The 26,603-nt window shown below is 64.9% G+C and carries 28 protein-coding genes, 1 tRNA gene and 1 pseudogene; 15 read left to right on the forward strand and 15 right to left on the reverse strand.

From position 1 onward, the window contains the following. The first annotated feature begins 89 nt into the window (after positions 1-89). Both ACLHHB_RS14475 and ACLHHB_RS14480 read left to right on the forward strand, forming a co-directional pair. The gene (locus ACLHHB_RS14475) at positions 90-506 is read left to right on the forward strand and encodes a hypothetical protein (protein ID WP_410218991.1); all 417 of its coding nucleotides are present in this window, start codon (positions 90-92) and stop codon (positions 504-506) included. A gap of 13 nt (positions 507-519) precedes the next feature. Next, a complete protein-coding gene (locus tag ACLHHB_RS14480; protein ID WP_410218992.1) occupies positions 520-876 on the forward strand; it encodes an HD domain-containing protein in 357 nt (118 codons plus the stop codon). An 846-nt stretch (positions 877-1,722) separates the two neighbouring features. Here ACLHHB_RS14480 and ACLHHB_RS14485 read toward each other — a convergent pair. The 4 genes from ACLHHB_RS14485 to pdxH all read right to left on the reverse strand — a co-directional run bounded on the left by ACLHHB_RS14485 (position 1,723) and on the right by pdxH (position 3,840). Beyond that, positions 1,723-1,799 (reverse strand) — tRNA-Pro (locus ACLHHB_RS14485). A 187-nt stretch (positions 1,800-1,986) separates the two neighbouring features. Next, positions 1,987-2,520: a DUF192 domain-containing protein gene (locus tag ACLHHB_RS14490; protein WP_410218993.1), complete on the reverse strand. Its 534-nt coding sequence runs from the start codon at positions 2,518-2,520 to the stop codon at positions 1,987-1,989. Further along, on the reverse strand, positions 2,507-3,097 hold the full coding sequence (locus ACLHHB_RS14495) for a cold-shock protein (RefSeq protein ID WP_410218994.1): 591 nt from the start codon (positions 3,095-3,097) through the stop codon (positions 2,507-2,509). The genes ACLHHB_RS14490 and ACLHHB_RS14495 overlap by 14 nt, the downstream gene beginning before the upstream one ends. A gap of 128 nt (positions 3,098-3,225) precedes the next feature. Then, the gene (pdxH, locus tag ACLHHB_RS14500) at positions 3,226-3,840 is read right to left on the reverse strand and encodes a pyridoxamine 5'-phosphate oxidase (RefSeq protein WP_410218995.1); all 615 of its coding nucleotides are present in this window, start codon (positions 3,838-3,840) and stop codon (positions 3,226-3,228) included. A 79-nt stretch (positions 3,841-3,919) separates the two neighbouring features. Between pdxH and fabI the strand changes: the two genes are divergently transcribed. From fabI to ACLHHB_RS14520, 4 genes are all read left to right on the forward strand, one after another. Next, positions 3,920-4,747: an enoyl-ACP reductase FabI gene (fabI, locus tag ACLHHB_RS14505; RefSeq protein WP_410218996.1), complete on the forward strand. Its 828-nt coding sequence runs from the start codon at positions 3,920-3,922 to the stop codon at positions 4,745-4,747. Positions 4,748-4,763: 16 nt separating this feature from the next. After that, positions 4,764-5,378, forward strand: coding sequence for a LysE family translocator (locus ACLHHB_RS14510; protein ID WP_410218997.1), 615 nt, complete (start codon positions 4,764-4,766; stop codon positions 5,376-5,378). A gap of 11 nt (positions 5,379-5,389) precedes the next feature. Further along, positions 5,390-5,890, forward strand: a complete 501-nt coding sequence (gene gpt, locus ACLHHB_RS14515; RefSeq protein ID WP_410218998.1) for a xanthine phosphoribosyltransferase — start codon at positions 5,390-5,392, stop codon at positions 5,888-5,890. Between the two features lie 133 nt (positions 5,891-6,023). Beyond that, the gene (locus tag ACLHHB_RS14520; RefSeq protein WP_410218999.1) at positions 6,024-6,830 is read left to right on the forward strand and encodes a PRC-barrel domain-containing protein; all 807 of its coding nucleotides are present in this window, start codon (positions 6,024-6,026) and stop codon (positions 6,828-6,830) included. A 52-nt stretch (positions 6,831-6,882) separates the two neighbouring features. Here ACLHHB_RS14520 and trpE read toward each other — a convergent pair whose 3' ends face one another. The 4 genes from trpE to ACLHHB_RS14540 all read right to left on the reverse strand — a co-directional run bounded on the left by trpE (position 6,883) and on the right by ACLHHB_RS14540 (position 12,220). Continuing rightward, positions 6,883-8,388, reverse strand: a complete 1,506-nt coding sequence (trpE, locus tag ACLHHB_RS14525; RefSeq protein ID WP_410219000.1) for an anthranilate synthase component I — start codon at positions 8,386-8,388, stop codon at positions 6,883-6,885. Then, complete coding sequence (locus ACLHHB_RS14530) at positions 8,388-10,328, reverse strand: peptidylprolyl isomerase (RefSeq protein WP_410219001.1); 1,941 nt, start codon at positions 10,326-10,328, stop codon at positions 8,388-8,390. The genes trpE and ACLHHB_RS14530 overlap by 1 nt, the downstream gene beginning before the upstream one ends. A 67-nt stretch (positions 10,329-10,395) precedes the next feature. Next, a complete protein-coding gene (locus tag ACLHHB_RS14535) occupies positions 10,396-11,577 on the reverse strand; it encodes an aminotransferase (RefSeq protein WP_410219002.1) in 1,182 nt (393 codons plus the stop codon). Position 11,578: 1 nt separating this feature from the next. Further along, entirely contained in the window at positions 11,579-12,220 is a 642-nt protein-coding gene (locus ACLHHB_RS14540; RefSeq protein ID WP_410219003.1) for a hypothetical protein, read from the reverse strand. 135 nt (positions 12,221-12,355) lie between these two features. Between ACLHHB_RS14540 and ACLHHB_RS14545 the strand changes: the two genes are divergently transcribed. The 7 genes and pseudogenes from ACLHHB_RS14545 (at position 12,356) to lexA (ending at position 17,886) form a co-directional block, all read left to right on the forward strand. Beyond that, positions 12,356-12,946 carry an anthranilate synthase component II gene (locus tag ACLHHB_RS14545; protein WP_410219004.1) on the forward strand — a complete coding sequence of 197 codons (591 nt, stop codon included), beginning with the start codon at positions 12,356-12,358 and terminating at the stop codon, positions 12,944-12,946. Next, positions 12,943-13,962: pseudogene (trpD, locus tag ACLHHB_RS14550) on the forward strand (anthranilate phosphoribosyltransferase). The gene ACLHHB_RS14545 and the pseudogene trpD overlap by 4 nt, the downstream one beginning before the upstream one ends. Beyond that, positions 13,959-14,594 carry a uracil-DNA glycosylase gene (locus ACLHHB_RS14555; RefSeq protein ID WP_410219005.1) on the forward strand — a complete coding sequence of 212 codons (636 nt, stop codon included), beginning with the start codon at positions 13,959-13,961 and terminating at the stop codon, positions 14,592-14,594. Before trpD ends, ACLHHB_RS14555 begins: the two are co-directional and overlap by 4 nt. A 45-nt stretch (positions 14,595-14,639) precedes the next feature. Next, positions 14,640-15,431: an indole-3-glycerol phosphate synthase TrpC gene (gene trpC / locus ACLHHB_RS14560; RefSeq protein WP_410219006.1), complete on the forward strand. Its 792-nt coding sequence runs from the start codon at positions 14,640-14,642 to the stop codon at positions 15,429-15,431. After that, positions 15,428-15,901 carry a cyclic pyranopterin monophosphate synthase MoaC gene (gene moaC, locus ACLHHB_RS14565; RefSeq protein WP_410219007.1) on the forward strand — a complete coding sequence of 158 codons (474 nt, stop codon included), beginning with the start codon at positions 15,428-15,430 and terminating at the stop codon, positions 15,899-15,901. Before trpC ends, moaC begins: the two co-directional genes overlap by 4 nt. After that, on the forward strand, positions 15,898-17,076 hold the full coding sequence (gene glp / locus ACLHHB_RS14570) for a gephyrin-like molybdotransferase Glp (protein WP_410219008.1): 1,179 nt from the start codon (positions 15,898-15,900) through the stop codon (positions 17,074-17,076). The genes moaC and glp overlap by 4 nt, the downstream gene beginning before the upstream one ends. Before the next feature lie 96 nt (positions 17,077-17,172). Next, positions 17,173-17,886, forward strand: coding sequence for a transcriptional repressor LexA (gene lexA / locus ACLHHB_RS14575; protein ID WP_410219009.1), 714 nt, complete (start codon positions 17,173-17,175; stop codon positions 17,884-17,886). Positions 17,887-17,911: 25 nt separating this feature from the next. Here lexA and hemC read toward each other — a convergent pair whose 3' ends face one another. Beyond that, complete coding sequence (hemC, locus tag ACLHHB_RS14580) at positions 17,912-18,850, reverse strand: hydroxymethylbilane synthase (protein WP_410219010.1); 939 nt, start codon at positions 18,848-18,850, stop codon at positions 17,912-17,914. Positions 18,851-18,923: 73 nt separating this feature from the next. On the opposite strand from hemC, the gene hemE reads away from it, so the two are divergent. After that, the gene (gene hemE / locus ACLHHB_RS14585) at positions 18,924-19,952 is read left to right on the forward strand and encodes a uroporphyrinogen decarboxylase (RefSeq protein WP_410219011.1); all 1,029 of its coding nucleotides are present in this window, start codon (positions 18,924-18,926) and stop codon (positions 19,950-19,952) included. On the opposite strand, the gene ACLHHB_RS14590 is transcribed toward hemE, so the two are convergent. The 6 genes from ACLHHB_RS14590 to ACLHHB_RS14615 form a co-directional block, all read right to left on the reverse strand. Next, on the reverse strand, positions 19,949-20,968 hold the full coding sequence (locus tag ACLHHB_RS14590) for an SPOR domain-containing protein (protein WP_410219012.1): 1,020 nt from the start codon (positions 20,966-20,968) through the stop codon (positions 19,949-19,951). The genes hemE and ACLHHB_RS14590 overlap by 4 nt on opposite strands. A 70-nt stretch (positions 20,969-21,038) precedes the next feature. Beyond that, the gene (gene upp / locus ACLHHB_RS14595; RefSeq protein ID WP_410219013.1) at positions 21,039-21,668 is read right to left on the reverse strand and encodes a uracil phosphoribosyltransferase; all 630 of its coding nucleotides are present in this window, start codon (positions 21,666-21,668) and stop codon (positions 21,039-21,041) included. Beyond that, positions 21,668-22,627, reverse strand: coding sequence for an adenosine deaminase (locus tag ACLHHB_RS14600; RefSeq protein ID WP_410219014.1), 960 nt, complete (start codon positions 22,625-22,627; stop codon positions 21,668-21,670). Before ACLHHB_RS14600 ends, upp begins: the two co-directional genes overlap by 1 nt. Further along, on the reverse strand, positions 22,624-23,802 hold the full coding sequence (locus tag ACLHHB_RS14605; protein WP_410219015.1) for a phosphopentomutase: 1,179 nt from the start codon (positions 23,800-23,802) through the stop codon (positions 22,624-22,626). The genes ACLHHB_RS14600 and ACLHHB_RS14605 overlap by 4 nt, the downstream gene beginning before the upstream one ends. Then, positions 23,799-25,082 carry a thymidine phosphorylase gene (locus ACLHHB_RS14610; protein WP_410219016.1) on the reverse strand — a complete coding sequence of 428 codons (1,284 nt, stop codon included), beginning with the start codon at positions 25,080-25,082 and terminating at the stop codon, positions 23,799-23,801. The genes ACLHHB_RS14605 and ACLHHB_RS14610 overlap by 4 nt, the downstream gene beginning before the upstream one ends. Then, on the reverse strand, positions 25,079-25,651 hold the full coding sequence (locus ACLHHB_RS14615; protein ID WP_410219017.1) for a cytidine deaminase: 573 nt from the start codon (positions 25,649-25,651) through the stop codon (positions 25,079-25,081). Before ACLHHB_RS14615 ends, ACLHHB_RS14610 begins: the two co-directional genes overlap by 4 nt. Here ACLHHB_RS14615 and ACLHHB_RS14620 point away from each other — a divergent pair. Continuing rightward, positions 25,624-26,603: malic enzyme-like NAD(P)-binding protein (locus ACLHHB_RS14620; RefSeq protein ID WP_410219018.1), on the forward strand; the 980-nt coding region annotated here is incomplete at its 3' end. The genes ACLHHB_RS14615 and ACLHHB_RS14620 overlap by 28 nt on opposite strands.

A 26,603-nucleotide genomic window follows, 5' to 3' on the forward strand; every position in this document is an offset into this window, starting at 1 on the left:
GGGGAAACGATCCACGGGAACGTTTCCTGATCCTCGCCCTGCGCCCGATCTGCCGCGCGCGCCCCCCTTTCGCACGCAGGCTGGAAGCCGTGCGATGCGCTTTGAGACAGGCCGAGATAGCCAAGACCATTGAACAGCTCAGCGGGGGCGACGCCTCTGGGCTGGTATTTACGCCGCATCTGGTGCCGATGACACGTGGTGTGCTGGTCACCATCTACTGTCGCGGAACCGCGACCACCGATCAGTGCCGGGACGCAGCAAGGCGCTACTATGCCAACCCTGCGTTTGTGCGCGCGCCTGATAAGCCGCCGCAAACCAAATGGGCTACCGGCTCGAACCTTTCATTTGTTAGCTATGCAGCTGATCCAGAACGAAACCTGGTGATCGCGATGGGAGGGGTGGATAATCTTGGCAAGGGAGCAGCCGGTCATGCGGTGCAAAACGCGAACCTGATCTGCGGTCTGCCAGAAACCGCTGGTCTGGAAGGCGCATCCGTTTGGCCGTGACAGGAGTGGCCCCGTGACAGAACACAGCTGTGATAGCGCGAGACTTCCCCGTGCCGACGCTGAGGCAATTGTAAACGTGCTGGGCTTGGCCGAAAATCTGAAGACCGAGATGCGCCATAGCTGGTTGTCGAATGGCCGGCAGGAGAGTGTCGCGGAACATACGTGGATGATGTCTGTGGCAGCCGTCCTGATGGCTCCGCACCTTCAGCATCCTGTCGATCTGGGGCAGACCCTGAAGCTGATCGCGCTTCACGACATAGCAGAGGCCATCACCAGGGATATTCCATGCCTGGTTCATGAAGCAAGCAGTCTTGCCTCGTTTGCCAAGCAATCCTGCCGCTTTGAGCCCTTTGCGCACCGGGCGCCTTGAGCTAGGGCTGAGCTAATACTTCCATGAGGGCATGATTTGGGCTATGCACTGGTGCCGGAGTTTGCGGCATCGAACGCAAGTTCGGAGACGCCCCATTGCGGCAACGGATGATCCCCGCATCCGGACGCGGGCCTTGAACTGGCGGGACAAGATCGGGGGGGGGGGGGGGAAGGTAGGAGACGACCGGTTTCGCCATCTGCAACGGATCACCGGGTTCGTCCATGAGCGCAGGCGCATCAGGGCCCACCAGCTGCAAAACGTCAAAGGCCTTCATACCAGTCAGAGAGCCGAGATGTTTTGGCTGCCGGAAGAGGTTGAGCGGTTCGCACTCGGAGCCCTGACACATGTCTGGCGCATCTTGGCAATCGCGTTGAGGACCGGCCTGCGACCGGGTGACTTGAGCCGCCTGTCGATGGGGCATATCCACCGCACACCGCATGGCCGTCGTGTAGTAATGTGGACCCAGAAGCGAAAGCGCTTGGCCTCCATTCCAGTCACGGAGACGATGGGAGGCTGCTTGATTCGACGCCTGTAGGTCAGACGCGACTGATCGTGAACAAAGTCGGACAGCCGTATCAGCACGAGAACCATCTGGGCAATGCTGTCAGCGAATGGCGGGACAAGCTCAATCCGTTGGGACCTGTGCCTCCATGATGCGCGCGGCACGGCGGCGACCCCCCTGCTATAAGCCGGGGCAGACCTGAAGGAGATCGCAGCCCACGTGGGCTGGTCACTGAAGCACGCATCCGAGGTGATTGAGCGCTGCGTGGCGCTATCGCCAGCCATGTCTGACAGGCTTGCCGAGAAGCTGGCGATGGCCGGACAGCAGGCTGAGGAATGAGGGTGTGGTCGGAGTGGAGGGATTCGAACCCCCGGCCCTCTGGTCCCAAACCAGATGCGCTACCAGGCTGCGCTACACTCCGACAATGAACGGCAAAGCAAAAAATTACAAACCGGTCTGCAAACAGCTCGCCATCAATGCGGGTCAGGTACTTGATGTCAAAGCACTTTGCAACCCTGCACGCTACGGTACCCAAAACCGTAGCGCTACCAGGCTGCGCTACGCCCCGACCAGACGGCTTTAGCGTATGACTGCGGCAGTGAAAAGACCTAGCGACAAGGCCAGGCGGCTTCATTTCGCACAAGAGCGGGATGACCGAGGTTCTGGCCGTTTCGCAGCCCCAAACGATCGGCCTCGCCACCCGCGATCTCCAGCACCATCAGTCGTTTCGGGTCGGGATCGCCCGCGGCAGCGCCGGGAATGGGCGTTTCATCCAAAGGACGGGCGTTTCGATGGATGTGGCGGATGACGCCAGCCGAATCGAAGAACACCATATCCAAGGGGATCAGAGTGTTCCGCATCCAGAAGCTGACGGGCTGAGGGTGCTCATAGACAAAGAGCATGCCTTCGCCGGCAGGAAGGCTTTGACGGAACATCAGGCCCCGAGCCCGCGATTCGACATCATCGGCCAGTTCGATTGAAAAACTTAGCGCGCGGTCATCGGAGATGCGAATCAGGGCGCGATCATTTCGGCATTCGGCGGCACGCGGCGCTAGACTGGCCGGTGCCGCCACAACACCACCCGCCAGATGAAGAAGACCCGCGGCCAGCGCAAAGGCCAATACCACCTTACTCGGCAACATGGGCCAGAAAGTCCCGAATCGCCGCTGCGTCCTGTTCGGTGGAGGTACTGCTTTCCGCGACAACTGCGTTGTCCCAGGCGGACACCTGTGCGGCCATGAGCCCGCGCGGCCCCTCGACCACGCGCAAGCAGATGGCTTCTCCGATCATGAGGTCTGCAAAACCTGAATGGCGCACCACTTCGATGTGGATGAAAACATCTTCGGGATGTCCGAAGATGTTCGCAAAGCCAAAGCCCTTGGACTTGTCGAACCATTTCACCCGGGCAGGACGCAAAGGGAGACTGTCCAGATGCTCGATCACCTCCATGTCCAGATCGGCAATGGGCGGATGCCCGTCCGTCTGGGGAGGATCAATGGAAATGACCTCGGCCGCCTGCACGCCGCGCCGCGTTTCCTGCACCATCACGGTGACCCGCGACTGGTCCGCCACCGAACTGCGGCCGAAATTCCTCAACACGTTCGCGTGCAAAAGGATGTCGGTACCACCCGATTCGTCCAAAATGAATCCGTATCCCTTTGCGGGATCGAACCACTTCACCAAGCCGGTCACTCGCTTCAGGCCGCCGTCGTCAATCATCTCTTTAACCATATCCGCACTCATACACCGGCGCGATTATCTGCCACGCTACCATGGTAGCGCAACAAGCAAGGCCTTCGGGCACATCTTTTCAACCAGTGTGAGAAATGCCGCCGCACACGTCAAGGTCAAGGTGAAAGTCTTACGACTTTCCACCCTGCCCCTTCCTCGCGTGACCAGCGGAAACGATCATGCAGGCGGAAGGCACCATCTGCCCAGAACTCGATCTGGACAGGCCTGATCCTGAACCCTCCCCAGAACGGCGGACGCGGGGGATTGTTCCCGTGTACCAGACCAAGCCTGGCCACTTCCGCGACCAGTTTGCCTCTGCCGGCCAAAGGCCGCGACTGCTGCGACGCCCATGCTCCCAGCCTGCTCTGCAAGGCGCGGCTGGCGTAATAGGCATCGGCCTGAGGCCCCTCCTCACGCGTCACAATGCCACGGACACGGATCTGCCGCCGCAGCGACTTCCAGTGCATCACAAACGCCGCCTTGCCTGTTGCGGCGATCTGCGATCCCTTTGTGCTGTCATAGTTGGTATAGAACACGAACGAGCCGTCCGCCCCTTGCCCGTCGATGTCTTTCAGCAACACCATGCGAGCATCGGGCATTCCGTCGCTGTCTACGGTTGCCAAGGCGATCGCATTGGGATCGTTCACCTCGCTCGCCTCGGCCTCGGCCAGCCATGACCTGACGATATCGAAGGGATCATCGCCCGCGAAGATTCCGGTCCGGTCACTCATCATCGCGTCCTTGTGCTTGCTGTGGCATGACACATGCCCTAATCACCCTGTAACGGGTTGAAAGCGTGGGGGACAGCACATGTCAAGCGAGCAGACGGCCGGCCTGATGGCCGGCAAGCGTGGTCTCATCATGGGGCTGGCCAATGACAAGTCCATTGCCTGGGGCATTGCCAAGGCATTGGCGGCCGAGGGCGCGGAACTTGCCTTCAGCTATCAGGGGGAGGCGTTGAAGAAGCGGGTTTCGCCCCTGGCGGCGCAGCTGGGTTCCGAGATGGTCCTTCCCTGCGACGTGTCGGACGAAGGATCGATCGACACGTTGTTCGCCGATCTGGGTGCCCGCTGGGACGGGCTCGACTTCATCGTGCATGCCATCGGTTTTTCCGACAAGGAACAGCTGCGCGGCCGCTATGCCGAAACGACGCGCGACAACTTCCTGATGACGATGGACATTTCGGTTTATTCCTTCACCGCCGTGGCGCGTCGTGCGGCCGCGATGATGAAGAATGGCGGCTCGATGCTCACCCTGACCTATTACGGGGCCGAGCGCGTGATGCCGCACTACAACGTCATGGGCGTCGCAAAGGCCGCGCTGGAGGCCAGTGTCCGTTATCTGGCCGAGGATTTCGGCAAGGACGGCATCCGCGTCAATGCGATCTCGGCCGGACCGATCAAGACCTTGGCAGCAAGCGGCATCGGCGATTTCCGCTACATCATGAAATGGAACGAGCTGAACTCGCCCCTGCGACGCAACGTCACGCAGGAGGATGTGGGCAACTCGGCGCTCTATCTCCTGTCGCGGCTGGGCGCGGGCGTGACCGGCGAAACGCATCACGTCGATGCCGGCTATCATGTCGTGGGCATGAAGGCCGTGGACGCCCCCGACATCGCCACCGTCAAGAAGGACTGAGGTCCGGGCAAGGGCGATGATCCAGGTCACCGCGGAACAACTGGGCCTGTTCGTCGCCACCCTGTCGCTTGCGATCCTGTCGCCGGGTCCCGGCGTCATCGCAGTCAGCCAAGGCGCCTTTGCCATGGGCCGCCGACGCGCCATGACCTATGGCTGGGGACTGGCCTTGGGCGCATCCTTCTGGTGCCTCTTTGCCCTGCTGGGCCTGACCACGCTGTTCCGTGTCGCGCCTTGGACGCTGACGGTGCTTTACGTGGCGGGCGGGACTTACCTGATCTGGATTGCGATCAAGATCTGGCGGCACGCCCGTGACCCCCTTCCCGATCCGGCACAAGGCGGGGGCGGACTGAACCTCTGGGCAGGCATCGTGCTGAACATGTCCAACCCCAAGCCCGCCCTCTTCTATTCGGCGGTGCTGCTGTCGATCTTTCCGGCCATTCTGGGACCGCTGGACAAGGGAACGATCTACGTCACGGCCTTGTCGGTCGAGCTGTTCTTCTATACCGCACTGGCCAGCCTGATGGCGCTGCCCATGTTGCGGAGGCGTTATTTCGGCGCCAAATTCTGGATCGACCGCGGGGCGGGGCTGGCCATCGGCCTGCTGGGCCTGTCCCTGGTCCTGCGACCGTAAGGAGAAGCACCGTGAACGACCGCTTGCCGCATGAAAAGGGCTTTCATGTCAGCTGGGACCAATTGCACCGGGACGCCCGCGCCTTGGCCTGGCGTCTGGATGGCACGGCATGGCGCGCCGTTGTGGCCGTCACGCGCGGTGGTCTCGTGCCCGCCATGATCGTCGCACGAGAGTTGGACATCCGCACGATCGACACGATCTCGATCCGCTCTTACAAGGGCGTTGGAACCGAGGCCGGTCAAGGCAAACTCGAGGTCCTCAAGCATCCGGATGCGGAACTGATGGGCGACGGGGACGGCATCCTGGTCGTCGACGATCTGGTTGATTCGGGCCGAACCCTTGAACTGATCCGCGAAATGTATCCCAAGGCGCAACTGGCCACCGTTTATGCCAAGCCCAAGGGCAAGCCGATGGTCCACACTTACGTGACCGAGGTCAGCCAGGACACGTGGATCTTCTTTCCATGGGACATGGCACTCCAATACGTGCAGCCGTTCCGCGGCGAGGACTGATCCGCGCACCCGCCGTTCCTTGGTCGAAAACCTGTCGATCCCGAACGCATAGGGGAACCTGTGCGTTTGTCTGTGCATTGAGGAAGCAATTGCAGGCTGCCACCGCATCCTGCGACAGACACAGGAGAAAGACATGCGTAAGCTTCTTTTGACCACCGCCTTTGCATTCCCGCTGACCATGGGTGCCGCTCTGGCCCAGGATACCGCCCCAGCGACCGATCCCGCCATGGAGCCCACCACCACCGAAACCACGACGACCGAACCGATGGCGACTCAGCCAATGGGCACCGAAGCCACCGGCGCCGAGATGACTGAAACCGAGACGGATGCCGACGAGGCCGCCGCAGCATCCTCTGCCGCCCAAAAGGTCGAGCAGGAGCAGGCCGCCAACGAATGGCGTGTCGACTGGATCACCGGAACCACCGTCCGCGGCACGCAGGGCGAGGATATCGGTTCGATCAATGACCTGATCGTTGACGGCGACACCGGAGAGATGAAGGCGGCCATCGTGGGCGTCGGCGGTTTCCTCGGGATTGGCGAGAAGAGCATCGCCCTGCCTTGGAGCGAACTGACCATCAACTCGGACGCGCAGGAAATCACCAGTGACCTGACCCGCGAAGAGGCTGACGCCGCGCCCGAATATGTCTTCCGCGATCAGGAGGGCCAGGCCGGCATGATGTCCGATCCGGCGGGCGATCCGAATGCGACCCCTGCCGCCGATCCGATGGCGACCGGTACAACCGCGCCGGCGACGGGCGGCATGGCCACCGACACGATGGCAACCGATCCTGCGGCAACGGCTCCGATGGATGGCACCACCACCACGACCACGACCGAGCCGGTCGAGGGTACCACCACCACGACGACCGAGCCGATGGACACCACCACCGTCCCGGCTGACGGCACCTCGACGACCGAGGGCACGGCCCCGGCCAACTGATCGGCATCACGCCGTCGGAAAGCGGCGGCCCCTCGGGGCCGCCATTTTCATGTCAGGTGTTTGTCCGGACAAAGCGCGCGGCCTCTTCGGCGGCCCGCTGCAGGGCACGGCTCTTGTTGACCGTTTCCTCGAACTCGGCTCCGGGTTCGCTATCATAGACAACCCCTCCCCCGGCTTGGATATAGAGGGTCTGGTCCTTGATCACGCCCGTTCGCAGGGCAATGCACATGTCCATCTCGCCATTGGCGGCAAAGTAGCCCACAGCGCCGCCATAGATGCCGCGCTTCTCGGGCTCTAGTTCGTCAATGATTTCCATCGCGCGAACCTTGGGTGCGCCCGAAACCGTCCCTGCCGGCAGACCGGCCAGAAGGGCCGCCAGCGCATCCTCGCCATCGCGCAATTCTCCGACAACGTTCGAGACGATATGCATGACGTGGCTGTAACGCTCGATGACGAACTGCTCGGTGGGCCGTACCGTCCCCGGCTTGGCCACGCGCCCCACGTCATTGCGGCCCAGATCCAGCAGCATCAAATGTTCCGCCAGCTCCTTCTGGTCCGACAGCAGATCGGCCTCCAGCGCGCGGTCCTCGGCCTCGTCACGGCCCCGTGGCCGTGTACCGGCGATGGGACGGATCGTCACCTCGCCGTCACGCAACCGTACCAGGATCTCCGGGCTCGCGCCCACGATCTGAAACCCGCCCATGTTCAGGAAGAACATGAAGGGCGACGGGTTGGTGCGACGCAGGCTGCGGTAAAGCGCAAAGGGCGGCAGCGGGAACGCCATCCGCCAACGCTGCGACGGGACCACCTGGAAGATGTCGCCCGCGCGAATGTAATCCTTGGCCTTTTCCACGGCATCCAGATAGCCGGTCTTGGTAAAATTGGACACCGGCTCGCCGATCCTGGCCTCCTGCCCCAAGGCCCGGGGTTCGGAGGGCTGACGGTCCAGCGCGCGCAGGGCGTCCATGACGCGTTCGGCCGCGCGGGCATAGGCGGCGCGGGCATTGTCGCTGCCGTCATGCCAGGCCGGGGCGCACAGCGTCACCTCGCCCTTGACGCCGTCCAGCACCGCCACAACCGACGGTCGCATTAGCATCGCATCCGGCAGGTCCAGCGGATCAGGATTCACGTCCGGCAGATGCTCGACCAGCCGGATCATGTCGTAACCCAGGTAACCGAACAGGCCCGCCGCCACCGGCGGCACGCCGTCCGGCATTTTTTCGATCCGACTTTCGGCGATCAGCGCCCGCAGGCTGTCCAGCGCCGGTTGCGGATCCTCCTCGAAATCTTGGGAGAACCGCGCCTGCCGATTGATCCGGGCACGTCCGTTGCGGCAGTCCCAGATCAGGTCCGGCTTCATGCCCACGATGCTGTAGCGACCGCGCAATTCGCCGCCGGTGACGGATTCCAGCATGAAGCTCTGCGGCGCTGCCTCGGCCAGTTTCAGCATCAGGCTGACCGGCGTGTCCAGATCGGCGGCCAGACGGATCGTGACCAGCTGATTGCGGCCCGCATCCCATTCGGCTTCGAAGGCGGAGAAGTCAGGAAACAGCTGCATCACTGGACCTGGGCATTGATGGCATTGATCGCCTGCTGGTTGATCTCGAACGGCAGGCTGCGTTGCACATGGCGTGCATAGTATTCGAAAACATCGCTCTGCAGCGACTGGTTCAGCCGTGACCGGACGCCCTCCAGAACGGCGGCGGCATCGTCCTGCGACAGGTCGGCGTCATTCACCTGATCCAACCGCACCAGGAAAACACGGTCGCGCGCGTCGACCACGTCGACCTCGCGGGGTTCGTTCAATGCAAAGGCCTCAGTCAGCAGTTCCGGCGGCAGGCCATCCAGCCAGTCGCTGCGGGCGACTCCGGTCTCGGCTGTCCAGTCCGGCGTGGCCTCGGGCTGCGCGGTGGCCTCCGCTGTCGCATCGGCGGCGGGCTCGGTCACTGCGGCCGTTTTCGGTTGTGCCGTGACGGGCGCCTCCGGCACGGCCTGCGCGACGGATTGAAGACGCTGTTCGGCGGCCAGTGCCAGCAACTGGCGCTGGACCTCGGCGGCCCGCCAATCGGCCAGGACCTCGTCACGGACTTGATCAAAGGGGATCAGCGTCGGCGGCACGATCTCGTCCAGCCGGAGGGCGAAGACACCCCCGTCGGCCAGTTCGAACAGTTGCGGAAAATCCGAGGCCGAGATTTCGGCCGCACGTTCGCGAAAGGCCTCGTATCCGGCGATGCTGCCCCCTTCGGGCGCCATGTCGGCCGTCCAGTCGATCTGACCCAGTTCCATCTCGGTTTCCTCGGCCAGATCCTCCAGCGTTGCACCGCCTGCCAGAAGGTCCTCGTAATCCCCCGCGCGGTCCTGGATCTGGCGCGCCGCCGCACTCAGCGCGGCCTCGGCCCGCAGATCCTCGCGTGCGTCCTCGAAGGATACATCGACCGGATCCAGAATGGCGTTGACCGCGAAAAGGGCGGGACCCAGATTGGTCTGGACCGGGCCGATCACTCCTGGCTGTTCCAGCGCAAAGGCTTCGGGGCCGGCAGTTCCCAACTGGCCTTCCGTCACCTCGCCCAGGTCGACGTCGTCCATGCTCAGCCCGCGCTGGATGACATAAGCTTCGAAAGGCTGCTGGCCCGCGTCGATCGCCGCGCGGGCGGCCTGCGCCTCGGCCTCTGACGGAAACACCAGACGGCTGACCATGCGACGCTCGGGGCGCTGGAATTCGGCAATGTTCTGGTCATAAACCGTCCGCAAGGCGGCCTCGTCCAAGGTCACCCCGGAGGACAGCATGTCGGGGGTGACCCAGGCATAGCTGATGCGCCGCGTTTCAGGTGCGGTGAAACGATCACCGTTGGCCTCATGCCAGGCCCGCAGGGTGGCTTCGTCGGGTTCGGCCACGGGGGCGGGCAGATCCTCCTCGGTCAGTTCGCTCCAGCTGAAATCGCGAGTTTCCAGCAACCAGCGCGCGCTCTGCTCGACCATCGGCGCGGGCGCGGTGACGCCACCCACGACAGCCCGCTGGAGCAACATCCGGGCCTCGTCCTGACGGACGGTTGTCTCGAAATCGGCCTCGGTCAGGCGCTCGCGGCGCAGGATCTCGCCATAGGCCGTGCGATCAAAGCTGCCGTTCGGACCGCGAAAGGCGTCGGCCTGCATGATGGTCTGCGCCACCCGCGCGTCACCCACCGACACGCCCATGCGCCGCGCCTCCTCGGCCAGGGCGGCCGAGGTCATCAGCTGTGCTTGAACGATCTGTGGCAGGCCGATCTGCTGGGCCTGTGCCATCGTGATCGGCTGGCCGGTCTGCTGGGACAGGGTCCGCATTTCCGACTGCAGGGCGCGGGCATATTCATCCGCAGTGATCTTGGTGTCACCGACGGATCCGATCTCGGTCGAGCCGCCTGAAAAGCTGGTGATGCCGAAGCCCCCCAGACCCAGGACCATCAGACCCATCAGGATCCAGACGACAGTCGATTTGCCCTTGGTACGCAGCTGTGACATGGCGCGGCCTTCCTCGTGGTCGTGTCGCTGCCGTCTTTAGGACGACCGCGCCCGCGCCACAAGTGGATCAGGGGGTCAGCGCCGCCAGCCTTGCTGCCAATTCCACGATGCCGGCCCGGTCCACATTCGCAAAGGCCAGCCGCAGGTGCCGTTCGCCCATGGCATCGCCCGCAGGTGTGAACATCGTTCCGGGCAAAGCCAGAACACCAATGTCGCGGACCATGCGCCGCGCGAGATCGGCCGAACTTTCGGCAAAGGGATGCGCCACCCAGGCAAAATACGCACCCGCGCTTTTCAGCTGCCAGCCGGGCAGCGTCTCCAGCGCCGCGCGGGTGGCATCGCGCCGGCCCAGGATCTCGAGCCGTTCGTCCGCCAGCCACTGCCGCAGGTTCGTCATCCCCCAGACCGCCCCGATCTGCCCCAGCTGCGCGGGCGAGATGGCGACCGTATCCAGAAACTTCTCCACCTCGGCCAGACGATCCTGTCCCGCGACCATTGCGCCGACACGATGTCCGGTCAGACGATAAGCCTTGGAAAAGCTGTACAGCTGGATCAGCGTCCTTTCCCAGTCAGGCCGGGACAACAGGTCATGAGGCGCACCATCGCGGCTGTCGAAATCGCGATAGGTTTCGTCCACCACCAGCGCCAGACGGTGCTGCTGTGCAAGGTCAAAGAACTGCCCCATGAGGCCCATGGGATATTCGGCGCCCGACGGATTGTTGGGCGTCACCAGCACGATTGCCCGCGTCCGTGGCGTGATCAGGGACCGTGCCATTTCCAGATCGGGCAGCATGTCGGGCCCGCAGGGCAGCGGCACGGCCTCGACTCCTGCCATGTCCAGCCACATCTTGTGGTTGAAATACCAGGGCGTCGGCAGGATGACCTGATCGCCTGCCCCGGCCAGCGTGGCGATGGCTGCGCAAAAAGCCTGGTTGCAACCCTGCGTGATCGCCACCTGCGACGGCGGGACCGTGCCGCCATAAGCGGTCGCGAATTCGGCAGCCACCGCCTCCCGCAGATCGTGGTTGCCCAAGACAGGGCCGTAGAGATGCGCTTCCGGGCGGTTCAACGCGGCTTCGGCAATGGTGCGGCGCAGACCTTCGGGCGGCGGCTCCACCGGGGCGGCCTGACTGACGTTGATCAGCGGGCGGTCGATCGGAAAGGTGACGCCGGACAGCCAGCGCCGCGCCTCCATCACCGGAGGCGCAAAGGTCGCGGCAAGAGCCGGGTTCAGCGGCGCAAGGGTCATCTCAGTTCCGTTCCAGTTGGCGAAGATCGGTCAGGTCGGGCGGCAGCGACAGATCCAGCCCAGGCGCGGGCAGGCTTGGCGCGGCCGGCACGTCCGAGGCAGGCTCGGGCGCCACTTCGGGCAGCGCGTCCTGTCCCGCGTCAGGCGCAAGGGCGGCGGGGGCCTGCGGCACGTCACGCGCCGCAGGCGCGGCGGCCGACGCGTCAGGCAGTGCCAACCCGGGTGCATCCTCGCCTGCCTCGGGCTCCGAGGGAGCCGTCATCCGGTCCTCGACCAGCAGTTCCGGCCGCGCGGTATCGCCGGCCATGGCCGCGGGCGCGGATTCGGCCGCAGGCGCGGGCACGGCTGCGGGCCCTTCCGATCCTGGACGCGGGGCGGCGTTTGCAGGCTCCGGCAGCCGGGGCGCCAGATCGCCTCCGCGCCCGAATTCCGACCCCACCGGCAGACCGACGGATCCGGCTTCGGGACCTGCAGGCATGGCCGGACGCTCGGCCGGTGCCGCCTGCGGCACGACGGGTGCCGGGGCGACCGCGACAGGATGGGAAACCTCCTGCCCGACCGGCAGCAGCAGCGACAACCCCGCCAGCGCAGCCACTCCCAGCAGCCCGCCATGAAGCGTGCCTGTCAGAAATTCCCTTGCCATCAGCCTCGATCCGCCTTTTCTTCCTGCGCGATCCGTTTTGCCCGGTCTTGACCCCCGGTCGCGCTTTGCCCCATCTATAGCGGACGCTTTTCCGGGGGGGAACCGCCCCCACAGCTCTGGCCGCAAGGTGCCCCGATGATCCTTTTGATCGACAATTACGACAGCTTCACCTGGAACCTGGTCCATTATCTGGGCGAGGCCGGAGCCGAAGTCGTCGTGCGGCGCAACGACCAGTTGAGCGTAGACGAGGCGCTTGCGATGGACGCGGACGGTATCGTCATCTCTCCCGGTCCCTGCGATCCGGCGCAGGCGGGGATCTGCCTCGACCTGATCCGTGCGGCATCCGAACGCGCAATGCCGATTCTGGGTGTCTGCCTGGGCCATCAGTCCATTGGCGAGGCCTTCGGCGGCAGGATCGTGCGCGCCAACCGCATCCTGCATGGCAAGGTCGACGCGATCAGCCATGATGGCACCGGCGTCTTCACAGGCCTGCCCTCTCCCCTGAAGGCCACGCGCTATCACTCCTTGACGGTCGAACCCGAGAGCCTGCCGGATTGCCTCCGCGTCACGGCGACATCGGACGACGGCACGATCATGGGACTGGTTCATCGGGATCTGCCCATCGAGGGCGTGCAGTTCCACCCCGAATCCATCGCCTCCGAACATGGACACGAAATGATCCGCAGCTTCCTGGCGCGCAGCACGCGCAGCAAGGACGCCGCATGACCGATATCCGCCCCCTGATCGGAATTGCCGCCAACCGCCCGCTGACCGGAACCGAGGCAGAAACCGCCTTTTCGGCCCTTTTCGACGGGGCGGCGACGCCCGCGCAGATCGGGGGCTTGCTCATGGCGCTGCGCGTGCGCGGTGAAACGGTTGACGAGATCGCCGCGGCAGCCCGTGCCATGCGCGCCCGGATGAACCGCGTGACGGCGCCCGAAGGCGCGATGGACATCGTCGGCACCGGAGGCGACGGCAAGGGCACGCTGAACATCTCGACCGCCACGGCCTTTGTCGTGGCCGGCGCGGGTGTACCGGTGGCCAAGCACGGCAACCGCAACCTGTCATCGAAATCCGGGGCGGCGGATGCGCTGGTCAAGATGGGCATCAATGTCATGGGTGGCCCCGTGATCGCCCAGGCGGCGCTGGATCAGGCCGGTATCTGCTTCATGATGGCGCCCATGCACCACCCGGCCATGCGCCATGTCGGCCCCCCGCGCGCAGAACTGGGCACAAGAACCGTCTTCAACCTGCTGGGACCATTGACCAATCCTGCTTCGGTGCGCCACCAGCTGACAGGCGCCTTCAGCGCCCACTGGATCCGTCCGATGGCCGAAGTGCTGCGCGATCTTGGCTCCACCTCGGCCTGGCTGGTTCATGGGGGCGACGGCACGGATGAACTGTCGATTGCAGAGGACAGCCAGGTCGCGGCGCTTAAGGACGGGCAGATCACCGAGTTTGCCGTCGCGCCCGAGGATGCGGGTCTGCCCCGCCATCCCTTCGAGGCCATCATTGGAGGCGAGCCCGCCCAGAACGCCGCTGCATTCCGCGCACTGCAGGACGGCTAAAGCAGCGCTTATCGCGATGCCGTCCTGCTGAACGCCGCCGCCGCCCTGCTGGTCGCGGGCAAGGCGGCCGACCTGCGCGAAGGGGCCGCCATGGCCGCCGAATCGATTGACAGCGGTGCGGCAAAGGCCCGTCTCGTCGCACTGGCACAAGTCACGGGGGCACCTGACGCATGAAGCCGCCCGCCGCCTGGTCGCATCTACCCTTCTTTCAGAGCGAATGGCCGCCCATCCGGCAGCGGCTCGAACACGAGACGTTCCTTCCCGGACCCGACCGCGTCTTTGCCGCGCTGGAGGCCACCCCGCCCGAACGCAGCCGCGTCGTCATCTTGGGCCAGGATCCTTACCCCACACCGGGGCATGCGAACGGCCTCGCCTTTTCCGTCACCCCGACCACGACTCTGCCCCGTTCACTCAAGAACATCTTCACGGAGCTCGAGGCCGACCTGGGGTCCGTTCCTGCGACAGGCGATCTGTCGTTCTGGGCGCGTCAGGGCGTGCTGTTGCTGAACAGTTCACTCAGCGTGCTGCCGGGACAGGCGGGTGCGCATGCCGGCTGGGGCTGGGACGAACTGGCCCGGCAGGTTGTCACCGAGGCGCAGCGCCACGGACCGCTGGCCTTCCTGTTGTGGGGCAACCACGCAAAAAAGACCTTGGCGGGACTGCCTCGCCCGCAGGACCTGGTGATTGCGACCGCCCATCCCTCGCCCTTGTCGGCCCGGCGCGGGTTCTTTGGCAGCCGCCCGTTCAGCCGCATCAACGGCTGGCTGCAGGATCAGGGCATGACACCGATCGACTGGACCGGGTGAACCGCCCTCTTTCCACCGCTGGCCGGTCCGGTTAGAACGGAAGGCATGGATATTCTCGACAAGATCAAGGTCTACAAGCTGGATGAGATCGCAGCCGCCAAGGCGCTGCGTCCGCTGGCCGATGTGGAGGCCGCTGCCCGTGCCGCCCTGGCCCCCCGGGGCTTTGCCCGCGCCTTGGACAAGGCTGCGGCCGATGGTCCAGCGCTGATCGCCGAAATCAAGAAGGCCAGCCCATCCAAAGGGTTGATCCGGCCTGATTTCGACCCGCCGGCACTGGCGCGCGCCTATGAAGCGGGGGGTGCGGCCTGCCTGTCGGTCCTGACCGACGGTCCCAGCTTTCAAGGGGCGCCCGAATTCCTGACGTTGGCCCGCGACGCCTGCACCCTTCCGGCGCTGCGCAAGGATTTTCTTTATGACACCTATCAGGTGGCCGAGGCGCGGGCATGGGGGGCCGATTGCATCCTGATCATCATGGCCTCGGTCGATGATGCCCTGGCGGCCGAACTGGAGGATGCCGCGTCCCACTGGGGCATGGATGTGTTGATCGAGGTTCACGATGCGTCAGAACTGGACCGCGCGATGCGCCTGAACTCGTCCCTGATCGGCATCAACAACCGCAATCTCAAGACCTTCGAGGTGACACTTGATGTCACGCGCGAACTGGCACCCCGCATCCCGGGCGATCGGCAGGTCGTTTGCGAAAGTGGCCTTTTCACGTCTGACGATCTTCATCAGATGATGCAGGCAGGGGCCCACCGCTTCCTGATCGGCGAAAGCCTGATGCGGCAACAGGATGTCACGGCGGCCACGCGTCAGATCCTGGATGTGGCAGCATGACCCTGACCCATTTCGATCAAGCCGGCCAAGCCCATATGGTCGATGTGTCGGGCAAGCCGGACACTGCGCGTGAAGCGGTGGCGACGGGCCATGTCGTCATGTCCGCCCAAACCTTGGTCCTTGCACAAGGTGGCGCCCAGAAAGGCGACGTTCTGGGCGTCGCACGTCTGGCCGGCATCATGGGCGCCAAGCGCACTGCAGACCTGATCCCGCTGTGCCACCCGTTGCCGATCGCCAAGGTTTCGCTGGACCTGGTGCCGGATCCCGATCTTCCTGGCATCCGCGTCACGGCCACCGTGCGCACCACCGGCCGCACCGGGGTCGAGATGGAAGCGTTGACAGCGGTGACCACCGCCTGCCTGACAATCTATGACATGCTGAAAGCCGCTGAAAAGTCGATGAAGATCGAGGGTATCCGCCTCTTGCGCAAGGAGGGCGGCAAGTCCGGCCTGTACGAGGCCGAGACGTGATCACCGTCGATGAGGCGCTGGCCCATGTCCTGTCGCTTGCGCAACCGCCCCGTCCCGAGGTGGTGCCCTTGGCCAAGGCGCATGGCCGCGCGTTGCTGGAACCGGCACAGGCCCGCTTGACGCAGCCGCCCTTTGACGCATCGGCCATGGACGGCTATGCCATGCATGCCGCAGATATTGCCGAACCGTTGACGGTGATCGGCACCAGCGCCGCCGGACATCCCTGGACGGGCACAGCCCGGCAGGGCACGGCGGTGCGGATCTTCACCGGCGCGCCTGTACCCGCGGGCTATGATCATGTCGAACTGCAGGAAAATGTCCGCCGGGATGGGGACCACATCACTGTCGAGACACGATCGCAAGGCAGCAATATCCGCAAACGCGGCAACGATTTCTGCGAAGGCGACGCTTTTCCGGCGGGCAGGCGCCTGACTGCCTCCGACGTCGGCCTGCTGGCGGCAATGAACCTGCCGCAAGTGACCGTCGCGCGCAGGCCACTGGTGGTGATCCTGGCAGGTGGCGATGAACTGCTCGCTCCGGGCAGCGCTCCACAGCCAGGCCAGATCATCAGTTCCAACGATCTGGCCGTGGGTACCCTGGCCGAAGAGGCTGGGGCCGAGGTCCGGATCCTGCCCATCGCGCGCGACACCGAGGACAGCCTGACCGAACGCTTCGCCGCGGCACGGGATGCCGATCTGCTGGTCACCATCGGCGGAGCCTCTGTCGGCGATCATGACCTGATCGGTAGGGTTGCCGCCGATCAGGGGCTGGAACGTTCGTTCTACAAGATCAGGATGAGGCCCGGAAAGCCGCTTCTGGCCGGGCGATTGTCAGCAGCCGCGATGCTGGGCCTGCCGGGAAATCCCGTTTCTGCAATCACTTGCGGCTTGCTCTTCATGCAACCTCTGATCAAGGCGATGCTCGGGCTGCCACCGGGTCTTCGGCAGTCGCGAGCCCGGCTGAAGCATGCAATTCCGGCCGAGGGACCGCGCCAGCACTATCTCCGCGCGCAACTCTCCCCGGGCCCCGACCTGCCACTGGTCGCCCCCTTCCGGGATCAGGACTCGGCGCAACTGTCGCTGATGTCGCAGGCCGACGCCTTGCTTGTTCGCCCTGCCGACGACCCTGCGCGCGAGGCGGGGGACATCATGGACGTGATCCTGCTTCGCGATTGAGGATTAACTGAATTTTCACCGGCCTCTGGTCTGATGATTGACGTGATTCTGGCCTTGGGCTAGAACATTGAAAGAACATTAGCACGAGGCAGGGCCATGTTGACCAAGAAGCAGATCCAGCTGCTCGAATTCATCCAGAAGCGGATGTTGCGCGACGGCGTTCCTCCTTCGTTCGACGAAATGAAGGACGCGCTGGACTTGCGCTCCAAGTCGGGCATCCACCGCTTGGTCACAGCGCTTGAAGAGCGCGGCTTCATCCGGCGCCTGCCCCATCGCGCCCGCGCGTTGGAGGTGCTGCGGCTGCCCGATGCACTGTCCCACCTGAATGGCAATGCACCCGAAGAACGCCCGGCATTCGAGCCACGGGTCATTTCCAACAGCCGTCCTCCCCGCCCGCGTGGTGCGCTGACGATCACGGACAGCCCTGCGGTTCAGTTGCCGCTGATGGGCCGGATCGCGGCCGGCGTTCCGATCGAAGCCATTTCCGAGGTTTCTCACCATGTCGCCGTGCCGGGCACGATGCTGTCGGGACGCGAGCATCATTACGCGCTGGAGGTTACTGGCGACTCGATGATCGACGCCGGAATTAACGATGGCGATGTGGTCGTGATCCGCGAACAGGACACGGCCGAAACGGGCGACATCATCGTGGCGCTTGTCGACAATCAGGAAGCCACGTTGAAGCGTTATCGGCGCAAGGGTTCGATGATCGCGCTGGAGGCTGCCAATCCGGCTTACGAAACCCGCCTTCTGCCCGAAAACAGGGTTCGCATCCAAGGTCGTCTTGTTGGGCTGATCCGCAGCTACTGAGGAAGCTGATGCGCTGACCTTCCGGTCAGTGCGTCAAAAAGCCCGGACCGGCACGGGACAGCAATTCTCGTGCCAGATCGTCTCCCATCTGCGGTCCGTCGCCCATTGCGCCATGGCGTATTGCGGAAACCACCTCGGTTCCGTCCGGACGAAGGATCTCGCCGCGCAGGATCAAACGGCCGTCCGATATTTCAGCAAGACCGGCAATCGGTGTTTGGCAAGAACCGTCCAGTCGGGCCAGAAACGCCCGTTCGGCTGCGATACGCTGTCCGGTGGAGTGGTCGTGGATCGGCCTCAGCAGCTCTGCAGCCATCGGATCGTTGACGCGTCTTTCCACTCCAATGGCGCCTTGGGCAACGGCCGGCAGCATTTCGGCAGGATCGATGGCGCTGCGGGCAACCTGTTCCATGTTCAGACGTGACAGTCCGGCCATGGCCAGAAACGTCGCCATGGCGACCCCGTCTTCAAGTTTCTTCAGACGCGTCTGCACATTGCCGCGAAACTCCACAACCTTCAGGTCCGGCCGACGATGCAGCAGCTGCGCCCGGCGCCGCAGGCTCGAGGTGCCGACCACTGCCCCCGAAGGCAGGTCGCCGATCGAACCGACGTGGGGGCTGACAAATGCGTCACGCACATCCTCTCGCGGCAATAGGCAGTCGATCAGCAAGCCCTCGGGCTGCAGGGTCGGCATGTCCTTCATCGAATGCACGGCCAGATCGATGTGCCCTTGGATCAGCGCATCTTCGATCTCGCGCGTGAAAAGCCCCTTACCGCCGATCTCGCTCAACGGGCGGTCCAGAACGCGGTCTCCGGTGGTCTTGATCACGACGATCTCGAAGGCCTCGGACGGCAGATCATGCGCAGCCATCAGGCGGTTGCGCGTTTCATGGGCCTGGGCCAGCGCAAGGGCCGATCCGCGGGTACCGATCTTGAGCGGGCGGGAGGGGTCGGGCATCTGTGTCATGCCGATCCCATAGCGGCAGGGCGTCCGCTTGACAACGCCCCCCGCCTCGCCTTCAAGGGGCGCAGGAGGCCTCATGACCAAACTGATGCTGCGTGCCTTGGCTGGCGAAACATTGCCCACCCCGCCGATCTGGATGATGCGCCAGGCTGGGCGCTATCTGCCGGAGTACCGGGCCACGCGCGCGCAGGCAGGCGACTTTCTGTCGCTGTGCTACAACCCGGAACTGGCGGCCGAGGTGACCTTGCAGCCGATCCGGCGCTTCGGTTTTGACGCGGCGATCCTTTTCGCGGACATCCTGCTTGTCCCGCAGGCCTTGGGCGCCGACCTGTGGTTCGTTACCGGCGAAGGACCGCGGCTGTCCACGATCACATCTGCCGCCGACATGGTCCGGCTGAAGCCCGCAAATGAGATCCATGACCGCTTGGACCCGGTTTACCAGACGCTGCGCATCCTGTCGCGCGAACTGCCCCGTGAAACGACGCTGATCGGCTTTGCCGGAGCGCCCTGGACGGTTGCGACTTATATGATCGCAGGTCGCGGAACGCGCGATCAGGGACCGGCTCATGCGTTCAAAGCAGCCGATCGCACCAGCTTCGCGGCGCTGATCGACCTGATCACCGAAGCGACCATCCTTTATCTGTCGCGACAGATCGAAGCGGGGGCCGAGGTGGTCAAGCTGTTCGACAGTTGGGCCGGCAGCCTGAAAGGTCAGGATTTCGACGACTTCGCACTGGCCCCGGCCAAACGCATCATCGCCGCGCTGAAACAGCGCCATCCGGGCATTCCCATCATCGCCTTTCCGCGCGAGGCCGGGGACCGTTATGTCGGATTTGCTCAGGCGACCGGTGCCGACTGTGTGGCACTGGACAATTCGGTGGCGGCCGACTGGGCCGCGCAGCACGTCCAGACCGGCGGCTGCGTGCAGGGAAATCTGGACCCGCGGCACATGGTCACGGGGGGGCCCGACCTGGTGGCCGAGGCACAGCGCATCACCCGGACCTTCCGCGGCGGACCCCATATCTTCAACCTAGGCCATGGCATCACGCCGGACGCGGATCCCGACAACGTCGCGCGGATGATCGAGGCGGTCCGGACGGCCTAGCGGGCGACCGCACCGGCATATCCGTTGCGCCGCAGGTCGTTCAAGGCCGCGATCAGGGTTTGCAGGTCCGCAAAAGGTCCCGCCATGATCATCCGCTGCACCTTGCCGTCCTTTTCGCTGCGGGTCTGGGCCGTGGGATAGCCCCGTGCGGCCAACGCGCGCAGCACGATCATCGCGTTCTCCCCGTCCGCAAAGCGTCCCACGCTGACATATCGTGCCGATGCCGGGATCATCTCGGCACCGGGCGCCGCTGTCTTGGCAGCATCAGGCGCTTTGGCAGGCTTGGCCGCAGCCGGGCGCGCGGGCGCGGCGGGTTTCGGGGCGGAAGGCTTTGGTCTGGCCGCAGGCGCGCGCCGATCGGCGGCCGGTCGGGGCGCAGCAGCGGTTTCCTGGACCGCAGGCGCGGCCGATGAAGCAACTGCCCTGGATCGACTGGCCGGAACAACAGGCGCGAAGGCCGGCACGGCCGGGTCGAGGCGCATGCCTGGACAAAGCCCCAGTGCAGGCTGCCCCGCCGCCGTCGGATCGGGGCGATAGCCCATCTTGGCGCACACCTCGGGCGAGGGCATGACGCCGCTGGCGCTGTGCAATGCGGGCGCCACGGCGATGGCATCCTGCAGCGCCGTCTGCACAGGGCTGGGCCGCGTGGCAGGCGCCGGTTCTGCCCGCACCTCGCCCGGCCGTGGGTCCGAATGCCATTCGCCCGGACGCAGCTCGCGGGACAACTGCTCCATCAACTGGGCCGCGGGGTCCGGGGGCGCCGATTCGCTCAGCGGCAGCACGCGGTCGGCGGCAGCGTCCTGCCGCCGCGCCCCGAGGCTGGGGGGAAAGCCGCAGAGCGGTTGCCCTGCCCCGTCCAGCCGCGCCCGCCAGCGTCCTTCGGCCCGGCTGAAGACACAGCCCTGCCCATCGATGTACTGCGCGCCCGAAAACCCGTCGGGCGGTGGAGGCACGGGCGAAGCCCAGGCAGGATGGCCCAGCATCAGTAAAGCCGCAATTCGCCATTTGCCGTTCATCGTGTACCCATCCGCAAGTTCCACGCGACCATAAGGGAGCAACGTTGAAACGGGGGTTAACGCGGCGCGATTATTTGGTCCCGAACATCCGGTCGCCGGCATCGCCCAGGCCCGGCACGATATAGCCGTGATCGTCCAGCCGCTCGTCCAGCGCCGCCGTGAAGATCGGCACGTCGGGATGAGCCTCGCGCATGCGCTCGACGCCTTCGGGGGCAGCCAGCAGGCACAGGAAGCGCAGGTTCTTGGCGCCGCGCTCTTTCAGCATGTCGATGGCCGCGACCGAGGAATTGCCCGTCGCCAGCATCGGATCGACCACGATGGTCATACGCGCGTCCAGTTCGCGCGGCACCTTGCAATAATATTCCACCGGCTTCAACGTCTCGGGGTCGCGGTACAGGCCGACAAAGCCCACGCGTGCACCGGGGATCAGTTCCAGGATCCCGTCCAGCAGACCATTTCCCGCCCGCAGGATCGAGATCAGGGCCAGCTTCTTTCCTTCCAGCGTGGGTGCGTCCATTTCGCAGATCGGCGTTTCGATCCGCATGGTGGTCACCTCCAGCTCTCGCGTGACCTCATAGGCCAGCAGCAGGCTGATCTCGCGCAAAAGGCGACGGAAACCAGCGGTCGAGACGTCCTTCCGCCGCATGATCGACAGCTTGTGCTGCACCAGCGGGTGATCGACGATGGTCAGATGGGGCATCAGGCAAGGTCCTTTTTCAGCCGGTCCCGAGTCGCCGGATCGCAGAACGCGGCCTCGGCGGCCCAAAGGTTGATCTGTCGGAACTCGGTATCGCCCCAGCCGAAGGTGGTGGCAAGCCGGTCGTATTCCCGGCGCATCGTGGTATGGAAAAAGGGCGGGTCGTCGGTCGAAATGGTCACGCGCACCCCCGCATCCGCCAGCCGCGCGATGGGATGCGCGGACCAGTCGGGATAAACGCCAAGGGCGACGTTCGAGCCGGGACAGACCTCCAGCGTGATCTCCCGCTCGGCCAAGTCGCGCACCAGCTGCGGATCCTCGATCGCCCGGACACCATGGCCGATGCGCGTGCAGCCCAGGTCCAGCGCCTGCCGGACGCTGGCCGGCCCGCCCCATTCGCCGGCATGGCAGGTCAGGCCCAGCCCCGCCTCGCGCGCGCAGTCAAAGCTCCAGGCGAAATCGGTGGCCTTGTGCATCTGCTCGGCCCCGCCCATGCCAAAGCCGGTAATCCAGCCGCCTGCGGTTTCCGCCGCACACAGCGCCGACTTGCGAGCCCGATCAGGACCGAAATGCCGGATGGCGGTGACGATGCCGCGGCTGTCGATGCCCTGGTTGCGGGCCTTGTCGGCAACCTCGGTCATGGCGGCCAGGTAATCGCGCCATGCCGACAGATCCGCGCCGCCGCAGAACTCGGGCGAAACGAACAGTTCGGCATAGATGACGCCCTCCTCGGCGCAGCGCTCCAGAACCTCGGCCAGCAGACGGGCGTAATCCTGCGGCGTCGTCAGGACACTGGTCGCCGCTTCATAACAGCGCAGAAAGCCTGCAAAACCGTCATAGGCATAGGCACCGCGTTCATCGAAGACCCCGCTCAGGTCGGCGCGCTTTTCCTTGGCGATGCCGCGGATGAAGTCGGGAGGCGCCGCCCCCTCCAGATGCAGGTGCAGTTCGATCGTCTTCACAGAAAGCTTGCTCCGTATCGGGGGGCCGGCAGGCCCAGATGCGACAGGATCGAGGCGCCAATGTCGCTGAAACCCACCAACCCGATGCAGCCTGTTCCGGCCCCGTGCACCAGCACCGGCACGCGTTCGCGCGTGTGATCGGTGCCGCGCCAGGTTGGATCATTGCCGTGATCGGCCGTGAAGATGGCCACATCCCCCGGCCCCAGCGTCTTCAGAAACCGTGAAGCCACGCCGTCGAACCATTCGAGTTGCCGCGCATATCCCTCGACATCACGCCTGTGGCCATGATTCGTGTCGAACTCGACGAAGTTGGCGAAGGTCAGGCTGCCGGGTTCCGCATCGCGGCCAAGGCTCAGCAGATGCTCGGCCAGATCGGCGTCTGACCCACCCTTGTGCAGATGCGAGATGCCGCGTTGGCTGAAGATGTCGCCGATCTTGCCGATGGCATGGGTGACGCGCCCTGCCCCTTGGGCAATATCTAGAATCGTCTGGCCCGGCGGGGCGATGGCAAAATCCCGACGGTGACCGGTGCGCCTGAAGTCTCCGGACTGTCCTACGAACGGACGCGCAATGACCCGGCCCACGCGCATCGCATGCAGCATCGGCGCAAGGTCGCGGCACAGGGCGACCAACCGCTCAAGGCCGAAAACCTCTTCATGGGCCGCGATCTGCAGCACGCTGTCGGCCGAAGTATAGCAGATGGGCCAACCCGTCCGCAGATGCTCCGGCCCCCAATCGTCGATGACCTGCGTCCCCGAGGCATGACAGTTCCCGAGGATCCCTTCGGTTCCCGCCAACTGGCAGATCCGTTCCGTCACGGCGGGCGGAAAGGCGGGCTGCGTGTCCGGAAAGAATTGCCAGTCCCAAGGCACGGGAACGCCTGCGATCTCCCAATGCCCCGAAGGCGTATCCTTGCCGCGCGAGGTTTCCGTGGCGGCGCCCCACAGCCCTTTGGGCTGCGCCTGCAGCCCCGGAGCCTGCAGGCCGGAGGCCAGGTGAACGGCCGCGCCCAGGCCCAGCCCGCCCAATATGGGCAGCTTCAGCCGGCCGGCCTCTGCAATATGACCAACGGTGTTGGCGCCCGTGTCCGGCAGGCCGTCATTGAAAAAATCGTCGGCATCCGGTGCCCCGCCGATGCCCACGCTGTCCATCACGATCAGGAAGGCACGGCTCATGCGGTGATCCTGTCGCGGACCAGCGGGCCAGGGATCCCGGCCTCGCCTACGGAATAGGCGGCCTGAACGGCGGCGATGGCCACCTCGGCGGCGGTGTCGTCGGCGGCATGAACCATGGCCAGCGGATTCTGGGGGCTGACAGGTTCCCCCAGCTTGGCCAGGCGATCCAGCCCCACGCGCGGGTCGATCCGCTCATCCGCGCGGACGCGGCCGCCACCTAGGGCCAGCACGGCATGTCCCAACAGAGCCACATCGATTCGCGATACATGACCCACGGGCGCAGGGACCGGACGCACCACCGGCGCCGGCGTCAGGTGCATCTCGGGCCGGTCCAGCAGGTCGCGCGGTCCGCCCTGCGCGGCCACCATACGGGCAAAGACCTCGGCGGCCTGGCCGCTGTCCAGAACCGCGCCCAGACCCTCCGCCGGCTGACCGGCCAGCGCCAGGCACTCCGCCGCAAGGGCCAGCGTCAGGTCGCGCAGCGCACCGGTTTCGCCCGACAGGACGCGGATCGCCTCGGCCACCTCCAGCGCATTGCCTGCGCTGCGCGCCAGCGGCTGGTCCATGTCGGTGATCAACGCGGCCGTCCGGCAGCCTGCGCCATTGGCGGTTTCGACCAGCGCGCGGGCCAGCCGCTCGGCACTGTCGGGCTTCTTCAGGATGGCACCGGAACCGGCCTTCACGTCCAGCACCAGCGCATCCAGTCCCGCCGCCAGTTTCTTTGACAGGATCGAGGCCGTGATCAGGTCGATGGATTCCACCGTGCCGGATTCGTTGCGAATTGCATAAAGCCTGCGGTCTGCCGGGGCCACGTCGCCCGTGGCCGAGACGATGGCGCAACCGACCGTGCGGACAATGCGGCGAAAGTCATCCTCGGGCTGGTCGCAGACAAAGCCGGGGATCGCCTCCAGCTTGTCCAGCGTGCCGCCGGTATGGCCCAGCCCCCGCCCCGAGATCATCGGCACGAACACCCCCCTTGCCGCCAGCAGCGGCGCCAGGACCAGGCTGACCGCGTCGCCGATTCCCCCTGTCGAATGCTTGTCCACCACCGGTCCCGACAGGTCCCATTGCAGGACATGACCCGAATCGCGCATGGCGCGCGTCAGGGCGACCCGCCCCTTGGGGCCCGTTCCCTTGGTCAGCACGGCCATGGCAAAGGCGCCGGCCTGTGCGTCGCTGACAGAACCGTCGGCCAAGCCCTGTGCGACCAGCGCAGCGCCGGGCCCGTCCAGCCCGCGCCCGTCGCGGATGGCAGCGATTACCGGACGCGGATCGGTCATGTGCGGGCCATGTGTCCCGCATCGAAACTGCCGGGCAGCAGTTCGGCAATGGTGGTCTGAAGGGTCGCTCCGTCGGTCGTGGCCAAAAGAACCGGCGTATCGCCTGCCGCGAATTCGGCCAGCCGCTGCCGGCATCCGCCGCAGGGCGGGACGGGGGTCGGGCTGTCCGCGATGACCGCAACCTCCACCAGCTGCGTTTCGCCGGCCGCGACCATGGCGGCGATGGCGCCCGACTCGGCGCAGGTTCCTTCGGGATAGGACACGTTCTCAACGTTGCAGCCGCGATATATCTGGCCCGAAGCGCCACGCACCGCTGCGCCCACCTTGAACTTCGAATAAGGCACATAGGCCCGTTCGCGCACGTCGCGCGCCGCATCCAGCAATGACATGATCTGGTCCTTCCTGTCGTCCTGTTCGCATTTCTGCGCTTGCCCGCGCGGTTGCGCAAGCGGCCTGCACCACAGCTGATCATCAAACCCCGCTGTTCGGCGCCATGGATATGGTTTAACGGTAAACCAATTCCGAAATCGGAGGGATGAAGATGGAAGAACGCAGGCAGGACAGCGCACGGCAGGCGGCGCTGGATTATCACGAATTTCCGCGACCGGGTAAGCTGGAAATCCGCGCGACCAAGCCCATGGCGAATGGTCGCGACCTGTCGCGCGCTTATTCCCCCGGCGTCGCCGAAGCCTGTCTGGAGATCAAGGCCGATCCCGCCAATGCAGCCCGTTATACCAGCCGCGGCAACCTCGTGGCCGTTGTCAGCAACGGAACGGCCGTGCTGGGTTTAGGCAATATCGGCGCACTGGCCTCCAAGCCGGTGATGGAGGGCAAGGCTGTCCTGTTCAAGAAATTCGCCAACATCGATTGCTTCGACATCGAAGTGAACGAGCCCGACCCCGTCAAGCTGGCCGAGATCGTCTGCGCGCTGGAGCCGACCTTTGGCGCCATCAATCTGGAAGACATAAAGGCCCCCGACTGTTTCATTGTCGAAAAACTGTGCCGCGAACGGATGAACATCCCGGTCTTTCACGACGACCAGCACGGCACGGCTATTGTCGTGGGTGCGGCGGCAACGAATGCCCTGCGCATCGCAGGCAAGCGCTTTGAAGATATCAAGATCGTTTCCACCGGCGGGGGCGCGGCAGGCATCGCCTGCCTCGACATGCTGCTGAAGCTGGGCGTCCGGCGCGAAAACGTCTGGCTCTGCGACATTCACGGCCTGGTGCATGAAGGCCGGGTCGAGGACATGAACCCGCAAAAGGCGGCCTATGCACAGGCCAGCGACAAGCGCGTCCTGTCCGAGGTCATCGACGGGGCCGACCTGTTCTTGGGCCTGTCGGGGCCTGGTGTGCTGACCTCCGACATGGTGGCGCGCATGGCCGCGCGCCCGATCATCTTTGCCTTGGCCAACCCGAACCCGGAAATCGACCCCGAGGCGGCGCGCGCCGTGTCCCCGGACGCGATCATCGCCACCGGCCGCAGCGATTTTCCGAACCAGGTGAACAACGTCCTCTGCTT

It is taken from the genome of Paracoccus sp. (in: a-proteobacteria), from assembly GCF_046462195.1.
Taxonomy (GTDB): domain Bacteria; phylum Pseudomonadota; class Alphaproteobacteria; order Rhodobacterales; family Rhodobacteraceae; genus Paracoccus.

Coding starts and splice junctions, on each gene's coding strand:
- ACLHHB_RS14490 (WP_410218993.1), bottom strand. CDS start 2,520: ATGTTGCCGAGTAAGGTGGTATTGGCCTTTGCGCTGGCCGCGGGTCTT.
- ACLHHB_RS14495 (WP_410218994.1), bottom strand. CDS start 3,097: ATGATTGACGACGGCGGCCTGAAGCGAGTGACCGGCTTGGTGAAGTGG.
- pdxH (WP_410218995.1), bottom strand. CDS start 3,840: ATGAGTGACCGGACCGGAATCTTCGCGGGCGATGATCCCTTCGATATC.
- fabI (WP_410218996.1), top strand. CDS start 3,920: ATGTCAAGCGAGCAGACGGCCGGCCTGATGGCCGGCAAGCGTGGTCTC.
- ACLHHB_RS14510 (WP_410218997.1), top strand. CDS start 4,764: ATGATCCAGGTCACCGCGGAACAACTGGGCCTGTTCGTCGCCACCCTG.
- ACLHHB_RS14520 (WP_410218999.1), top strand. CDS start 6,024: ATGCGTAAGCTTCTTTTGACCACCGCCTTTGCATTCCCGCTGACCATG.
- trpE (WP_410219000.1), bottom strand. CDS start 8,388: ATGCAGCTGTTTCCTGACTTCTCCGCCTTCGAAGCCGAATGGGATGCG.
- ACLHHB_RS14530 (WP_410219001.1), bottom strand. CDS start 10,328: ATGTCACAGCTGCGTACCAAGGGCAAATCGACTGTCGTCTGGATCCTG.
- ACLHHB_RS14535 (WP_410219002.1), bottom strand. CDS start 11,577: ATGACCCTTGCGCCGCTGAACCCGGCTCTTGCCGCGACCTTTGCGCCT.
- ACLHHB_RS14540 (WP_410219003.1), bottom strand. CDS start 12,220: ATGGCAAGGGAATTTCTGACAGGCACGCTTCATGGCGGGCTGCTGGGA.
- ACLHHB_RS14545 (WP_410219004.1), top strand. CDS start 12,356: ATGATCCTTTTGATCGACAATTACGACAGCTTCACCTGGAACCTGGTC.
- ACLHHB_RS14555 (WP_410219005.1), top strand. CDS start 13,959: ATGAAGCCGCCCGCCGCCTGGTCGCATCTACCCTTCTTTCAGAGCGAA.
- trpC (WP_410219006.1), top strand. CDS start 14,640: ATGGATATTCTCGACAAGATCAAGGTCTACAAGCTGGATGAGATCGCA.
- moaC (WP_410219007.1), top strand. CDS start 15,428: ATGACCCTGACCCATTTCGATCAAGCCGGCCAAGCCCATATGGTCGAT.
- lexA (WP_410219009.1), top strand. CDS start 17,173: ATGTTGACCAAGAAGCAGATCCAGCTGCTCGAATTCATCCAGAAGCGG.
- hemC (WP_410219010.1), bottom strand. CDS start 18,850: ATGACACAGATGCCCGACCCCTCCCGCCCGCTCAAGATCGGTACCCGC.
- hemE (WP_410219011.1), top strand. CDS start 18,924: ATGACCAAACTGATGCTGCGTGCCTTGGCTGGCGAAACATTGCCCACC.
- ACLHHB_RS14590 (WP_410219012.1), bottom strand. CDS start 20,968: ATGAACGGCAAATGGCGAATTGCGGCTTTACTGATGCTGGGCCATCCT.
- upp (WP_410219013.1), bottom strand. CDS start 21,668: ATGCCCCATCTGACCATCGTCGATCACCCGCTGGTGCAGCACAAGCTG.
- ACLHHB_RS14605 (WP_410219015.1), bottom strand. CDS start 23,802: ATGAGCCGTGCCTTCCTGATCGTGATGGACAGCGTGGGCATCGGCGGG.
- ACLHHB_RS14610 (WP_410219016.1), bottom strand. CDS start 25,082: ATGACCGATCCGCGTCCGGTAATCGCTGCCATCCGCGACGGGCGCGGG.